This window comes from Collinsella sp. CLA-JM-H32 (assembly GCF_040098165.1).
Lineage (GTDB): Bacteria > Actinomycetota > Coriobacteriia > Coriobacteriales > Coriobacteriaceae > Collinsella.
In genome coordinates this window covers 57134-70245 of sequence record NZ_JBBNMZ010000007.1, presented here as the reverse complement: position 1 = coordinate 70245, position 13112 = coordinate 57134, and the positions used below count along the sequence as shown (strand labels likewise).

The 13112-nt window shown below is 62.1% G+C and carries 8 protein-coding genes; 6 read left to right on the top strand and 2 right to left on the bottom strand.

Annotated features, from left to right (window positions below):
- Positions 1-15 precede the first annotated feature (15 nt).
- Both priA and gltX read right to left on the bottom strand, forming a co-directional pair.
- Positions 16-2469, bottom strand: coding sequence for a primosomal protein N' (priA, locus tag AAA021_RS05695; RefSeq protein WP_349088365.1), 2454 nt, complete (start codon positions 2467-2469; stop codon positions 16-18).
- Between the two features lie 89 nt (positions 2470-2558).
- Positions 2559-4034 (bottom strand): glutamate--tRNA ligase, encoded by a 1476-nt coding sequence (gltX, locus tag AAA021_RS05690; protein WP_349088363.1) that lies wholly within the window; start codon positions 4032-4034, stop codon positions 2559-2561.
- Between the two features lie 283 nt (positions 4035-4317).
- On the opposite strand from gltX, the gene metK reads away from it, so the two are divergent.
- From metK to AAA021_RS05660, 6 genes are all read left to right on the top strand, one after another.
- A complete protein-coding gene (metK, locus tag AAA021_RS05685; RefSeq protein ID WP_022094972.1) occupies positions 4318-5598 on the top strand; it encodes a methionine adenosyltransferase in 1281 nt (426 codons plus the stop codon).
- A 311-nt stretch (positions 5599-5909) separates the two neighbouring features.
- On the top strand, positions 5910-7517 hold the full coding sequence (sdaAA, locus tag AAA021_RS05680; protein ID WP_349088362.1) for an L-serine ammonia-lyase, iron-sulfur-dependent, subunit alpha: 1608 nt from the start codon (positions 5910-5912) through the stop codon (positions 7515-7517).
- A 149-nt stretch (positions 7518-7666) separates the two neighbouring features.
- Complete coding sequence (locus AAA021_RS05675; RefSeq protein WP_349088360.1) at positions 7667-9400, top strand: L,D-transpeptidase; 1734 nt, start codon at positions 7667-7669, stop codon at positions 9398-9400.
- A gap of 129 nt (positions 9401-9529) precedes the next feature.
- Entirely contained in the window at positions 9530-10966 is a 1437-nt protein-coding gene (locus tag AAA021_RS05670; protein ID WP_349088359.1) for an efflux RND transporter periplasmic adaptor subunit, read from the top strand.
- A complete protein-coding gene (locus AAA021_RS05665) occupies positions 10966-11739 on the top strand; it encodes an ABC transporter ATP-binding protein (RefSeq protein WP_195363999.1) in 774 nt (257 codons plus the stop codon). The genes AAA021_RS05670 and AAA021_RS05665 overlap by 1 nt, the downstream gene beginning before the upstream one ends.
- Complete coding sequence (locus tag AAA021_RS05660; RefSeq protein ID WP_349088358.1) at positions 11736-12950, top strand: ABC transporter permease; 1215 nt, start codon at positions 11736-11738, stop codon at positions 12948-12950. Before AAA021_RS05665 ends, AAA021_RS05660 begins: the two co-directional genes overlap by 4 nt.
- The last annotated feature ends 162 nt before the right edge of the window (positions 12951-13112 follow it).

Below are 13112 nucleotides of genomic sequence, written 5' to 3'. Positions count from 1 at the left end.
CATCCTTTCGGGTTGTTACATCAAATCATAGGCGTCGACGTCAACGCTCACGCTCACGCCGCGCACAGAGCCCACCTCATTGAGGCAGGCGTCGATATCATCAGAGACATGGTACCCTACCGGCGACTTTACAAGCAGATGGAAGCGGTAACGGTCCTTGGCTCTCTCGATTACACACGAAGCCGGACCAAGCACCTGGGGCACGGCGCTCCCCGCCCGCAAAAAGTCGGGCGCGGCGGCATGCCAGCGGCGCTTGAGGGGCTTCGCGATGCGTTCGATGTAGTCCTGCGCGTCGTCTCGGTTCGCCGACCACACCAAAATGTTGACCAGGCGAACAAACGGCGGGTACAGCGCGTCGCGGCGCTGATCCAGGTCGTAGTCGGTAAAGATCGAACGGTCGTGCTCGGCGACGGCGCGAATGACCGGGTCATCGGGCAGGTAGGTCTGGATGATAACCTCACCGGGGCGATCGCCGCGGCCGGCGCGGCCGGCAACCTGCTCCAGCAGATCGTAGGCGCGCTCCCCTGCTCTAAAATCGGGCAGCTTGAGCGCAAAGTCGGCATTGACCACGCCCACGAGTGTGACCTCGGGAAAGTCGAGGCCCTTTGCGATCATTTGGGTGCCCAGCAGCACCGCGCAATCGGCCGCATCGAATTGCTCGAGCAGCTTTTTGTGCGCATCCTTGCCGCGCGTGGAATCGGCATCCATGCGAATAATGGCGACATCCTCGGGAAGCATCTGGTGCAGTGCGTCCTCAATCTGCTGCGTGCCCAGGCCCATTTTTGCCAGGTAGCGACTGCCACATTTGGGGCAACGGCTCGTAGGCGCGGGATACGGCTGCACGCGCCAAGACGAACCGCATGTGTGGCACTGCAGCGTGTGCGTGCGCTCGTGATACGTAAGCGCGGTGGAGCAGTGGTTGCAGGTGGGGACGCAGCCGCACTCGCGGCACATCAGGAACGGCGCAAAGCCACGGCGGTTATGCAGCAGCACGGCCTTCTCGCGGCGCTCGACCACACGCTCCAAGCCCTCCATCAAGGGTTTTGAGAACATGGAGCGGCTGCCGTGCGAGAACTCCCGGCGCAGGTCGGCAATGCGGACCGTGGGCAGCACGGCGTGTCCCGGGCGCTCGGGCATCTCGACGCGCGTCCAGGTGGCACCGTTATACGTGCCACGGCGGCAGCGGTCGAGGGCCTCGGCCGAGGGCGTGGCGGAGCCCAAGACGAGCGGGCAGCGGTAACGCCGCGCCATCTCGGCCGCCACCTCGCGCGCGTGGTAGCGCGGGCTGGAGCCCTGCTTGTAGCTGGTCTCGTGCTCCTCGTCGATGATGATGAGGCCCAAGTCGCTGAGCGGGCAAAAGAGCGCCGAGCGGGCGCCGACGACCACGCGGGCCGCACCGCTGGCGACCATATCCCACTGGTCCAGACGCTCGCCGGCCGAAAGGCGTGAATGGAACACGGCGACCGTCTCGCCAAAGCGCGAGCGAAAGCGGCCGACGGTCTGGGCCGTCAGCGAGATCTCGGGCACGAGCACGCAGGCCGAACGGCCGGCCGCCAGCACGCGCTCAATCGCCGAAAGGTAAACCTCGGTTTTGCCGGAGCCGGTGACGCCGTCGACCAGCACCACGTCTCCATGAGCGTCCAGACGGGCGCGCTCAATCTGCGCGAGTGCCTGTTGCTGGCCGTTGGTAAGGGAGACCGGCGCCTTACCGCTTGCCGAGGACAGCGTGGTCTGCTCGCTGCAGCCACGCCAAGCACGGCGCTCCTCTACTACCACGACGCCGCGCTTTTCGAGCGCCTTGATGGTCGCCGACATGCTGTTATAGAGAAGGTTGAGGTCGCGCGTCGTGACCGGTCCGCACTGGAGCGCCTCGATGAGCTGACGCTGGCGAACGGCGGTCTTGGGCGGCGTATAGTCGAAGCCCTCGGGCGTAAGCATGACCCAGCGGTTTTGGATGGGTTTAACGGCGGGGCGCTCAACGGTCCACACGCCAACATCGCCCTTGACCACGCGCGGACTTCCACCCGGGGGCAAGAACAGACGCAGGCACTCGGAAAGCGTTGCGACGTACTCGCGGCTCATCCAGCGTGCGATACGGGCGGCCTCTGCGGTAAAGAGCGGCTTGCTGAGGATAGCCTCGATAGGCTTGATACGCGCGGGATCGAGAGCGTCGTAACCTTGCAGGTCGGCCAGCTCGGGCGCGATGTCGACGATGTAGCCCGCGGCCGCACGGTTGCCAAAATGAACTAGGACGGTGGAGCCGATCTGACCATCGTTGGCGAGTGACTGCGGAATGCCGTAAGCAAACGGCTCGGACAGTGCACGCGTCGGGATGTCGAGGACTACGCTCGCATAGGCGGCGACGGGTTCGGGTGCGGGCTCGGGCTGCGCCGGGGCGGCGGCAGGAGCCGCGGACTTCGGAGCTTCCTCCGGTTCTGGCGAACCAAACAGCGAAAGTTGCTCGGCCATGGCCCCAGCACCTCCTATCCCATACGTCTACAGAAACAAGAGCCCCGCTCGAGGTGAACGGGGCTCGGATACATACGTTTGCGCAGCGATTACAGTGCCATCGTGCGGGCGCGGTCGATGCGCGCCAGGCAGTCGTCGCGGCCGACGAGCGCCATGGTCTCGCCCAACGGAGGGCTCACCATGTTGCCGCAGACGGCGACACGCACAGCCTGGAACACCACGCGCTTCTTGAGGTCCAGCTGCTCGGGCAGAGGCTCAAGGGCGGCGTCAACGTTGGCGGCGGTCCACTCGGACACACCCTCGAGTGCGGCCTTGGCGGCGTCCAGAATGGCACCCATGCCCTCCTTGGCCAGGCCCTTGTTGACGGACTTCTCGTCATACTCAAGCGTCTCGGCCGTAGCGAAGATGGGGGCGGCGACGGTAACGGCGTCGGCCGGCATCTTGGTGCGAGGCTTGACGATGGCAGCGAGTGCGTCGATCCAGTCCTCACCGTACTCAACATTGCCCTCTATGAGACCAGCCTCGTGCAGCTCGGGGACCATGATCTCGTCGGCAAACTGCGCGTCGGACATGCTGTTGATGTACTCGGCGTTGACCCAATCGAGCTTCTTGGGGTCGAAGGTCGCCGGGTTCTTGGAGATGCGGTCGAGCGAGAACTTGCTGGCCAGGACATCACGCGGGATGATCGTGGTCTCGCCGTCGAGTGACCAGCCCAGCAGAGCCAGATAGTTGACGAAGGCATCGGACAGGTAGCCGGCGTCGCGGTACTCCTCCACGGAGGTGGCGCCGTGGCGCTTGGAGAGCTTCTTGCCGTCGGCGCCCAAGATCATGGAGATGTGGGCGAACGTGGGCACGGGCGCGCCGAGGGCCTCGTAGACCATGACCTGACGCGGGGTGTTGGACAGGTGGTCGTCGCCGCGGATGACATGGGTGATCTTCATCATGGCGTCGTCGACGACGGTCGCGAAGTTGTACGTGGGCGTGCCATCGGAGCGGAAGATGACAAAGTCGTCGAGCTCCTTGGCGTCGAAGGTCACCTCACCGTGGACGGCGTCGTGGATGACGACGTCGCCGCGGTCCTCGGGCACCTTGATGCGCAGGACGTAGGACTCGCCGGCCTCGATGCGGCGGCGGGCCTCCTCGGGATCAAGATCGCGGCAGCGGCGCTGATAGCCCTGGAAGGGGTCCTTGCGCTCCTGCGCGGCCTTGCGATCGGCGTCGAGCTGCTCCTTGGTGCAGAAGCAGGGATAGGCCTTGCCCTCGTCCCAAAGCTTCTGGGCGGCCTGCTTGTACAGGTCCAGGCGCTCGGTCTGGGCGTAGGGGCCAAAGTCGCCGCCCACCTCGGGACCCTCGTCCCAGTCCAGGCCCAGCCAACGCATGGCGCGCAGGATGATCTGCGTGTTCTCGTCGGTGGAGCGGGTGGGGTCGGTGTCGTCGATGCGCAGGATGAACGTGCCGCCGTTTGCGCGGGCGAAAGCCCAGTTATAGATAGCGGTGCGGGCGCCGCCGATGTGCAGCTTGCCCGTCGGTGAGGGTGCAAAGCGGACGCGAACGTCTGATGCCATGGAAATCTCCTCGATTGCAGGATGGATGTCTAACCGCACCAGTATAAAGCATCAAAGCAACCTCCGCACAAAGGGCACCGACCTACTCATTGGGGACAGACTTAAATGACCAGTCTTTGGGCAACCTGTCGGCACTTAGGTAAGGGTAGTCATTTAAGTCTGTCCCCAATGAGTAGGTGCGGAAAGGGTGTGAATCTTTGATTTACGCGCTATGATGTGCCCTTGCATAGAGAGCCCAGCGGAATGGTAACGGTCGCCGGGACACGTTTTTGAAAGGACTATCATGTCAGAAGAACTTCGTTCCATCCCGCCCCAACACGGGTCCTTTGTTTTTACGTCGGAGTCGGTGACCGAAGGCCATCCCGATAAGATCGCTGACCAGATCAGCGACGCCGTCCTCGATGCAATCCTCGCCAAAGAAATAGAGCTGCAGGAGCAGGGCTACATCGCCCCCAACGGCGTGCCTGCCAACGTGGAGAACGTCCGCTGCGCCTGCGAGACCCTCGTGACCACCGGCACCGTCATCGTCGCCGGCGAGATCCGCACTCAGGCCTACGTCGACGTGCAGGAGATCGCCCGTGGCGTTATCCGCCGCATTGGCTACAACCGTGCCAAGTTCGGTTTTGACTGCGACACCTGCGGCGTCATGAGCCTCATCCATGAGCAGTCGCCCGATATCGCGCAGGGCGTTGACGAGTCCTTCGAGACCCAGACCGGCGCTACCACCGACCCGATCGACCTGATCGGTGCCGGCGACCAGGGCATGATGTTCGGTTATGCCTCCAACGAGACCAAGACCCTTATGCCCATGCCACACTACCTGGCAAGCCGCCTGGCCGAGCGCTTGGCCGCCGTGCGTCACGACGGTACCCTCGCCTATCTGCGTCCCGACGGCAAGACCCAGGTCACCGTGCGCTATGAGGAAGGCAAGCCCGTCGAGGTCACGACCATCGTCATCTCCACGCAGCACGCCGCCGAGATCGAGGACATGGGCAAGATCAAGGCCGACCTCATCGAGCACGTCATCACCCCGGTCATGGCCGCTGAGAACATGCCGTGGGATAACGCGGACATCTACGTGAACCCCACCGGTCGCTTTGTCGTGGGCGGCCCCATGGGCGACACGGGCCTCACCGGCCGCAAGATCATCGTCGACACCTACGGCGGCTACGGCCGTCACGGCGGCGGTGCCTTTAGTGGCAAGGACTGCACCAAGGTCGACCGCTCCGCCGCGTATGCCGCGCGCTGGGTCGCCAAGAACGTGGTCGCCGCCGGCCTGGCCGACCGCTGCGAAGTCGAGCTTGCCTACGCCATCGGCGTTTCCAAGCCCCTCTCAATCATGGTCGACACCTTCGGTACCGCGCATGTTGCCGAGGACAAGATCGTCGAGGCCGTAGAGAAGACCTTCGACCTGCGCCCAGGTGCAATCATCCGCGACCTAGACCTGCGTCGCCCCATCTACGAAAAGACGGCAGCCTACGGTCACTTCGGCCGAGAAGACGCCGACTTCACCTGGGAGAAAACCGACCGAGTCGAAGAACTCAAAGCAGCCTGCGGCCTGTAAGCCAACGGCAAAAGCTACAACCAAATATCGACGCACCAAAAGAAGTACCGGCTCCAACCGGTACTTCTTTTTTATTAATCCGGTGGTGAAGATGCTTCGATATGAGCCTACGCTGCGTCCCTAGCTAATGAATTTTGCCATCTAGCAACCCCAACCATGTATCCTTAGTCCCGAGGGGCGGGGCATAAGGTCGATCGCGAGTTCCGCACGAGCCGGAGAGCACTTAATGTGCTCTCCGTGCGAGCAGGACTGTCCGAGCAGGCGACCTTATGCCCCGCCCCTCGGGACGACGGGATAGATAAGGAGCATCCATGGCAGGCAAGCCGCAAACACTAGCTACGACCTCGGCATTCGAGATCTTGGGCCCCGTCATGGTCGGCCCCAGTTCATCGCACACCGCCGGCGCCCTGCGCTGCGCCCAAGTTGCCGCCAGCCTGCTGGAAGGCCGCATCACCAAAGTCACCTTTGGCCTGTGGAACTCCATCGCCCACACCTACCGCGGCCACGGCACCGATCGTGCGCTCGTCGCGGGCATCCTGGGCCTCGACACCGATGACGAGAACATCAAGCAGGCCTTCGACCTCGCACGCGAGCAGGGCCTCGAATATCACTTTGACATCAAGGGCGACGACGCCTCCATCCACCCCAACACCGTCGACATCGACATGGTCGACGACACGGGCGCCACGGCACAGGTCCGCGGCGAGAGTCTGGGTGGCGGCAAGATGCGTATCAGCCGCATTAACGGCGTCGGCGTCGACATCTCGGGCATGTATTCCACGCTCTTCGTGGCACACAAGGACGTCCCCGGTGTACTCGCCGCGCTCACCAACCTGCTCGCCTACGCCCACGTAAACATCGCTTTCTGCCGCACCTACCGCACCGAAGTGGGCGGCCAGGCCTACTCCGTCTTTGAGACCGACGGCGCGCCCGACGACACCGTCGTCCCCATGCTGCGCAAGCTCGACAATGTCGATTACGCGACCTTTATCGAGCTCCCCGGTTCTGCCTCGTCGCTCTCTCCCGGCGTCTCGGCCAAGGAAATCTTCGACGACGGCGAGCAGCTGCTCGATGCGTGCGAGGAACTGGGGCTCAGCATTGGCGCCGTCATGGCCGTTCGCGAGGCGCGTCTGACCGGCGAGGCCCACGCCGTCGCTGCTATGCGCCGCGTGCTCGACGTCATGCGCGAGGAGACCACGGCCCCCATCGCCAATCCGCAGCGTTCGCTCGGCGGGCTTATCGGCGGCGAGGCCAAGCTTGTCGAAGCCACCGGCCGCAACGATTTGAGTGCAAGCCTGATGGGCCCCGTTCAGACCGACGCCGTGGCCCGCGCGATGGCCGTGCTTGAGCGCTCCGCCACGATGGGAGTGATCGTCGCCGCCCCCACGGCAGGCTCCGCGGGTGTCGTGCCCGGCTGCGTGTTGGCGCTCGCCGATCGCCTGCAGCTCGACGACGAGCAAGTCATGGACGCGCTCTACTGCGCAGCCGCCATCGGCCTCAACCTCACCACGAGTGCCTGCGTCGCCGGCGCCGAGGGCGGATGCCAGGCCGAGGTGGGAAGCGCCGCCGCCATGGCAGCCGCCGCGCTGGTGCAGATGCTCGGCGGCACGCCCGAGCAGGCGCTCGACGCCAGCTCCATCGCGCTGAGTAACCTGCTGGGCCTCGTTTGTGACCCCGTCGGTGGCCTCGTGGAGGTGCCCTGCCAAAACCGCAACGCCATCGGCGTGGCAGCGGCCTTTAGCTCGGCACAACTCGCCCTCGCAGGCATTAAGAGCCTGGTGCCGTTTGACCAGATGGCACATGTCATGCTCTCGGTGGGTCACGCGTTGCCGGCCACACTGCGAGAGACGGCAAAGGGCGGCATCGCGCAGGCTCCGGCCGCACTTTCGGCCTGTGCAAAATGCGGTGTGTGTGGATAGTGACAAAGAACGACTCAAAGGTGGGACAAATGTCCCACCTCTTTTGAATGCCACCGTTTCCGTACCACAAACAGCAGGGCAATCGCTATAATGCAAGCCCAGTAAAAACACGATGAACCGCAAGGCGAAAATCGAAGGATATGCATACGATGTCGCAAAACGATCGAACTCAACTGATTCCCGATCCGCAGCAGCCGAGCAGGCACACCGGCGGCGTTCAGTCGCCGCGTCCTATCGCGCCGACCCACGGTCAGCAGCGTAGTGCAGCAAACGCTTCCCAACGCCCGAACCAACAGCGACAGCAGCGTCAACAACGTCAGCAGCGCCAGGCAAACGGCAATGCGCCCAAGCAGCCCCCCACGCATACTCGAGGCGATCGTGGCCCCGCGCGCAAACCCGCCGAGAACAATAAGTCGGGCAAAAAGACGACGCTCTTTGTCGTCCTGGGTCTTATTGTCATCGTCTATATCGTAGGCGTCGTAGCGTTTTCCCAGCTAGCCTACCCCAACACCACCATCGCCGGCGTCGACGTCTCGTTCTCCAACGCTTCGTCTGCCGCTACCAAGGTGAACTCGGCATGGAAGCACTATAAGCTCACCGTGACAGGCGATGACTTTAGCTGGACCTATCAGCCCGAGTCCGATGAGCCCATCGTCGACGGCGAAGCTGCCGCAAAAGAAATCATCAGCCACAACGAAGCCTTTGTATGGCCGGTCCGCCTTGTGGAATCCTTAAGCGGCAAGACCAAAACAACCGCCACCTCCAACGAAGTCGATCTTGATCAAGACGTCGACCTGTCCATGCTCTCCGACACCTTTAACCAAAAGCAGTTTGAGAAGGATCTGGGCGCCGCCATCGACGAGTTTAACGAGGGCCGTTCGGGCACGTTCGAGGCCAATAGCTCCTATGACGAACAGGCCGGCAAGTTTACCGTCGAGAAGGCGCGCTCCAACGAAAAACTCAACCGCGAGCATGTCATTAAATATGCCGAGCTCGAGCTTGCCTCGCTGGCCGAAACCGTAGATCTTTCCAAGCTTGGCAACGATGCCTATGAGCCGCTCAATGGAACGCTGACCGATGATCAGATTCAGGCTGCATGTGATGCCGCCAACAAATTCCTGGGCGTCAACGTGACCCTTAAGCTCAACGGCGAGGATGCCGGAAAGGTTGATGGCAGCTCCGTGTTGCAGTGGATCAGCTTTGCCGATCCGGCCAACCCCACGCTCGATACGTCGCAGATCAGTAGCTGGGCAGCCGAGCTCGCCAACGGCTTTAATACCGTGGGCTCCACTCGCTGGTGGACGCGCGCCGATGGCAAGCAGTGCGCCGTCGAAGGCGGTGACTTTGGTTGGTCCATCGACAGCAGCTCGCTCGCCAAGCAGGTCGAAGACGCCATTAACAACAAGCAGACCGGTGAAATCGAGATCAAGTACTCCCAGAAGGCCGACACCTTTACCGCAAAGGGAGAGCCCGACTGGAAGGCGTATATCGACGTCGACCTGTCCGAGCAGCACGCGCGCTACTACGACGAGAGCGGCAATATCGTGTGGGAGGCCAACTTTATTTCCGGCAAACCGGGCGAAGACGCCACCCCCGAGGGCGTGTGGCAAATCAACAGCAACGACGGCGGCAGCACCCTGATCGGAGCCAAGGACCCCGAGACCGGTAAGCCCAAATACGAGAGCCCGGTGAGCTACTGGATGCCGTTCGAGGGCAATATGATCGGCTTCCACGACGCTACATGGCAAAACGACAAGAGCTTCGATAACGCCGAGTCGTACAAATGGTGCGGTAGCCACGGTTGCATCAACCTGCGCCTGGCCGACGCCAAGGCACTGCACGATTGCATCAAAGTCGGCCTGTGCGTGGTTGTCCACTCGTAGGAAAACACGCCTTCACACAACGGGAAACTGACGCTCCAATCTAACAGTTCCGAAAGAATCCGCCATATGCGCCCGCCTCACGCGACGGGCGCATATACTTATTGAGGAACTTTCTATAAAGGAGACGCCATGTCGAATGTCCCCACCATCAGCTCGGGATCAAATGATACCGAGCGAGCGCCCGAGGGTGCCACCGAAACGATTCCCCTCATAACAGACGTGCACGCCACACAGCAAAATGGCAGCACAAGCGATACAACCGAGATTTCCGATGAAGAGGCATATGCCAAGCTCAAGGCAAAACGTGCCGAACGTCGACGCAAAAAGCTGATTCGACGCGGTATTGCCGCCGGCGTCGTAGGTGCCATCGCGCTCATTGCCATTGTCGCAACCCTGGTTATCAATGCGCAGCCTCAGGGCGCTAGCGGGCCTGTGACCGACATGGTGACCGAGGGCACGTTTACCACATCGGTCGAGGCGAAAGGGCAGCTCAAACCCATTTCGTCCTCGGTGGTCTCCCCTTCTGTCGACGGTACGGTCGATTCGATCAACGTGCAGGCAGGCCAATCCGTCAGCGAGGGCGACGTGCTTATGACCATTAAAAATGACGAGCTCGATCGCAACGTTGCCGAGGCGCAGCGTGCAGTTGCTGCCGCTCAAGAAGACCTCGCTAACGCGAAGAAAGCCGCAGCTGCCGCGCAGGCCACCCCAACAACGGACGTCGATGGAACTTCCGCAGCGGCTGGCGTCTCCGACGCATCAGCGGACACGAACGCCGTATCGGCCGCGCAGCGCAGCCTCGCATCGGCCCAGGCAAACCTCGATCAGGCGAACGCCAAGGCAGCCAGCCGTACGGTCACGGCCCCGAGCTCGGGTAGCATCGTGGAGCTCAACGCCAGGGTGGGCGCCACGGTAACAGGCGGCATGATCATGGGCGAAAGCGATACGAGCGGCGGCAAGCAGTGCATGCAAATCGCCGACCTATCCAAGATGAAGGTGACCGTGCAGGTAGGCGAAAAGGACATCGCCAAGATCGCCGTTGGGCAGAGCGCCAACGTCACGTATCCTGCGTTTCCCGATATCGTGAGCCAGGGCACCGTCACGGCTATCGCGTCGGTGGCAAACTCCGACGCCGCCAACGGTGGCGGCGGCAGCGTAACCTTTAACGTCGACATTCTCATTGAGGCGCCCGACGCGCGCCTGAAGCCGGGCATGACGGCCGAGGTATCGGTGGTGACCGAGCAGCTCGACGACGTGGTGATGGTGCCGACGATGGCGCTCATGACCGAAGACGGCGAACATTATTACGTCAACGTGGCGACCGATGACGAGGGCAAGCAAACCCGTCGCGTGAAGGTGACTGTCGTGACGCAAAACGACAACGAAGCCGTAGTCGGCAAGACACAGGTCAAGCGCGACGACCAGGGCAACGAGATCAACCCCAACGTGCCGGTTACCAAGCTGCGCGATGGCGACACCCTCGTCATGGACACCGGAGCGGACGCAACGGCTGACGGCGGCTACGGTGCGGATTCGGGCAGTATGTCTGCCGACGAGGGCATGTAATGCGTCCCGTTATCGACATCCGCAACGTGCACCGCATCTTTGAGAGCGAGGCGGGGTGCGCCCACATCCTGCACAACGTGAGCCTGGCGGTAAATCCCGGCGAATTCGTCGCTATCACCGGCCCCTCGGGCTCGGGCAAGTCGACGCTCATGAACATCCTAGGCTGTCTGGATAAGCCGACGGCGGGCGACTACTACCTGCAAGGGCTCAACGTGGCCGAGCTCGATGATGAGGAGCTCACCGAAGTTCGCGCCCTGAGCATTGGCTTTGTCTTTCAGAGCTTCAACCTGCTGCCGCGCCTGTCGGTTATCGAAAATGTGATGCTGCCGCTGGCCTACACCAATGTGCCCCGTAGCCAGCGCGAAATGCGCGCCGTGCACGCGCTGCAGGCTGTCACGCTGCCCGTCGACCACTGGGACCACCGCATATCCGAGCTCTCGGGCGGCCAGATGCAGCGCGTCGCAATCGCGCGCGCCCTCGTCAATGACCCGCCCATCATTCTGGCCGACGAGCCGACGGGAAACCTGGACTCCGCTACCGGAGCGCTTGTGATGGAAACCTTCCATAAGCTCCAGAAGCGCGGCAAAACCATCGTGCTTATCACACACGACCCCGGCATCGCCGCCGAGGCCGACCGTGCCGTGACCATCCGCGACGGTCGCATTCACGATGGCGCGTATATTCCACATGCACCGCGGACCCTGCGCAGCGCCGTGGATAGCCTGCCCAGGATTTCCGCCTCCGCCAACCCGCCGAAAGGAGAGATGGCATGAGCGCCCGCGATCTCATCCAGGAAGCCCTTCACTCGCTCGAAGCCAACAAGGGGCGCAGCCTGCTCACCATCCTGGGCATTGTCATCGGCATCGCCTCGGTTATCGCCATGACTTCGCTCATCGGCGGCATCCAAAACAGCCTGGTCAACAGTCTGGGCCTCAATGCGGCACGCATGGTGCAAATCTATTCGTCGCAAGAACTCACCGAGTCGGACATCGAGAAGCTTCAAAAACTGGTGCCGCAGATAGAGCAGATCGCCATTGTCGACAGCGCGTATACCGAGTATAAGACCGGCGATAAAAGCTATACCGTCATGGCACAGGGTGTCGATAGCGACATGCTCGACGCCGTGGGGGCCAGCAAGCTCGTTGCGGGGCGCACCTATTCCCAGGCCGAGTCCCAATCAGGCTCGCGCGTGGCGCTCATCAGCCGCGGCGGCGCCGATCAGCTTTACGGCAACGAACAGGATGCGCTGGGGAAAACCATCAAGGTGTCCAACGGCGAGGTGCAGATTGTAGGTGTGATTGATGGCGGCAACGACTCCATGGGCTCGCTCACGCTGTATATGCCGCGCGAAACCATCTCAGGCCTGTTTGGCGACGAAAATCCTTCATTCCCCAGCGTGACGGCTCTTGCCGCCGAGGGCACAGACATGGACGAGCTTTGTAAGACCATCGAGTCCAAGGTGCGCGCAATGAAGGGCATCGCGGAGGATGATGAGTACGACAGTGTATCGGCGACCTCCATGAAAAGCGCCATCGATGCACTCAACTCCTTTATGGGCGCGTTCTCGCTCATCATGGGCGCTGTCGCCAGCATCTCGCTGCTTGTCGGCGGTATCGGCATTATGAATATGATGCTCACCAACGTGACTGAGCGCATCCGCGAGATCGGTATTCGCCGTGCTCTGGGCGCCAGTCGTCGCGATATCACCGCGCAGTTTTTGGCCGAGTCTTCGGCATTGTGCATCACCGGCGGTCTGCTGGGTGTCCTGATTGGCTATCTGCTGGCATGGGGACTCACGTTCTTTGCCGCAAGCTCGGGCATCATGAGCGAGTTTGGAGCTACCGGGACGATCACGCCAAGCTTCTCCATTACGACAGTGTTGATCGCGTTTGCCGTATCGGTCGGCATCGGCGTAATCTTTGGCTTCTACCCCGCTCGACGCGCGGCAAAGCTCAACCCGGTGGAGTGCCTACGCTACCAGTAAGCCACCACCAACAAGTTGCGGTGAATTAGGGACTAAATATGCTATCTAGCAGCAAACAGACACTATTTCACCGCAACTTATTGAAGGGCTGTTTGCGCCAGTTCCAGGGCGTCGTCCTCGAGCTATTGGCGGATGACGGGCTTGTACGGGTCGAGCTTGCTC

What these genes read in the sequence shown, in the direction of transcription:
- AAA021_RS05675 (WP_349088360.1), top strand. Translation starts at nt 7,667, where the DNA reads ATGTCGCAAAACGATCGAACTCAACTGATTCCCGATCCGCAGCAGCCG.
- metK (WP_022094972.1), top strand. Translation starts at nt 4,318, where the DNA reads ATGTCAGAAGAACTTCGTTCCATCCCGCCCCAACACGGGTCCTTTGTT.
- sdaAA (WP_349088362.1), top strand. Translation starts at nt 5,910, where the DNA reads ATGGCAGGCAAGCCGCAAACACTAGCTACGACCTCGGCATTCGAGATC.
- AAA021_RS05670 (WP_349088359.1), top strand. Translation starts at nt 9,530, where the DNA reads ATGTCGAATGTCCCCACCATCAGCTCGGGATCAAATGATACCGAGCGA.
- AAA021_RS05660 (WP_349088358.1), top strand. Translation starts at nt 11,736, where the DNA reads ATGAGCGCCCGCGATCTCATCCAGGAAGCCCTTCACTCGCTCGAAGCC.
- priA (WP_349088365.1), bottom strand. Translation starts at nt 2,469, where the DNA reads ATGGCCGAGCAACTTTCGCTGTTTGGTTCGCCAGAACCGGAGGAAGCT.
- AAA021_RS05665 (WP_195363999.1), top strand. Translation starts at nt 10,966, where the DNA reads ATGCGTCCCGTTATCGACATCCGCAACGTGCACCGCATCTTTGAGAGC.
- gltX (WP_349088363.1), bottom strand. Translation starts at nt 4,034, where the DNA reads ATGGCATCAGACGTTCGCGTCCGCTTTGCACCCTCACCGACGGGCAAG.